The sequence below is a fragment of the Phaeobacter sp. HF9A genome, assembly GCF_011806385.1.
In the GTDB taxonomy this organism is placed as follows: Bacteria; Pseudomonadota; Alphaproteobacteria; order Rhodobacterales; family Rhodobacteraceae; genus Epibacterium.
Window position 1 is genome coordinate 1 of the sequence record NZ_JAATOX010000239.1, and the last position, 1,905, is coordinate 1,905.

2 protein-coding genes are annotated in these 1,905 nt (G+C 59.3%); both read right to left on the reverse strand.

The genetic code is table 11. The features are described 5' to 3' along the window. Positions 1 to 79: 79 nt before the first annotated feature. Entirely contained in the window at positions 80 to 952 is an 873-nt protein-coding gene (locus HCZ87_RS20650) for a tetratricopeptide repeat protein (RefSeq protein WP_167646998.1), read from the reverse strand. A 73-nt stretch (positions 953 to 1,025) separates the two neighbouring features. Beyond that, positions 1,026 to 1,814: a ribose-5-phosphate isomerase RpiA gene (rpiA, locus tag HCZ87_RS20655; RefSeq protein ID WP_167647000.1), complete on the reverse strand. Its 789-nt coding sequence runs from the start codon at positions 1,812 to 1,814 to the stop codon at positions 1,026 to 1,028. Positions 1,815 to 1,905: the final 91 nt, after the last annotated feature.

Below are 1,905 nucleotides of genomic sequence, written 5' to 3' on the forward strand. Positions count from 1 at the left end.
ACGGCGGGATGACCCCCGCCCAGAAACTGAGAACGGCCGCGTAAATTCTACGACCAAGTCCCCGCAGAAACGGGGGGGATTACCGGGTAACCTCCAGCGCCTCGTGAAAGAGCGGCTTCGCCTCATCAGTGCGCCCGGTGGCCTGCAATAGCCCCGCGAAGTTATTGAGGCGTGTCGCATAAGAGGCATTCCCCTCGCCCAAGGTTTGGCGGGTGATCTCCAGCGCCTCGCGATAGAGTGGTTCGGCGCTATCAAAGTCATCAATGTCTTGTAAACAATACGCATGTTGGGCAATCGCAGCAGCATAGTTGCTCGACATTTTTCCCGTTCGCAAGAGCGCCAAGGGAACAGATCGGCGCGCCGCGACTTCCGCCAGCTGGAGCTGACCTGCCTTCCACAGGGATATGGAAAGCCGATTCAGCTCGACATCGCTCATTCCATCCCAGTTCAAAACCTCGATTGGATCTCCCGCTTGGATGTCTTTCTCTCGCTGTCTCGATAGAGCCTTGATTTCCTTCAACCTCACATCACCCGGCTGCGCAGCCAAGCCGATTTCAGCAAACCTCTGCGCCTCTTGCGCCAGTTGTGCGTCACCATTTTCGCTCTGCAACAAACGCTGTTCCGCCAGAATTTCCGCAGCTTTGCCAAAGGCCGGCGATTGCTCCTCGGCAAACGCGAATGCGATCTGCTCGGCCTTGTCGAACTTGCCCGCATTGTAGGCTGCATCAACCGCCTCTTCGAACCTCCGGGGATCTATCTTGTCCAATCGCGCCTCAGCACGGGCGAAACGTTTTCGCAAATCGTCCCGCTCCTGTTCGACATAGATCAGATCTTTCAGGGTGCGCTGCCTGCGCACAAAGAACCCGAATGCAACCAATATGCTCAGCACAGCGCATATTGTATTAATAGCAGTCGACAGTTCGCTCCAATTTTCGCTCAAAAGTCCGAACATGAAAGCCTCTTGTCTCAATAGAGGCCAGCATAGCGTGCATTTTGGATCAGAAAAGCCCGGTAAACGCGCACTATCAGTCACCCAGATCGGTAAACAGGTTGTCGGTCTCGACGAAATCAATCCGGTCGGTCTCAATGGTGCCTTCGTTGATATCGCGCACCTCGACGCGGCCATCGCCATAGCCGACGACCACCGTGTCGCAGATGTCGATAAACAGCCCGTTCTCCACCACCCCGGGGATCTGGTTCAGTGCCAGTGACAGCTGTCGCGGGTTGCCGATGCGGGTCAGGTGCAGATCCAGGATATGGTTGCCCTCGTCGGTGATATAGGGCGCGGCGCCATCCATGCGCAGCGACACCGCGCGGCCCATCACATCCATCGAGATCAGCAGCTCCTCGACCAGCGCCCGACTGGTGCTAAGGCCAAAGGGGATCACCTCGATCGGCAGCGGAAAGGCGCCGAGGCGGGAAACCTCCTTGGCGGTATCGGCGATCACCACCATCTGATCCGAGGCGGAGGCGACGATCTTTTCCTGCAACAGCGCGCCGCCGCCGCCCTTGATCAGGTTCAGTTCGCTGTCAAATTCATCGGCCCCGTCAATGGTGAGATCGAGCCATTTGGCCTCCTCCAGCGAGATCACCGTGAGGCCAACCTCGCGGGACAGTTGCGCGGTGCGCAGGGAGGTCGGCACGCAGGAGATCTTGAGCCCGTCCTCGCGCACCATCTCGCCGAGGCAGCGCACCAGCCAGGCGGCGGTGGAGCCGGTGCCAAGCCCGACGCGCATGCCGTCCTCGACCATCTCGGCGGCGCGTTTGGCGGCGACAAATTTCGCCTTGTCGATCGGGGAAAGCTCTCCGCTCATGGTCTGTGGTCTCCGTGGATGAGGCGTCGCTGGGATGCCCGCTTATAGGCCCATTCCAGGTGCTGCGCGAGGGGAGATGCGCAGGCCCGCC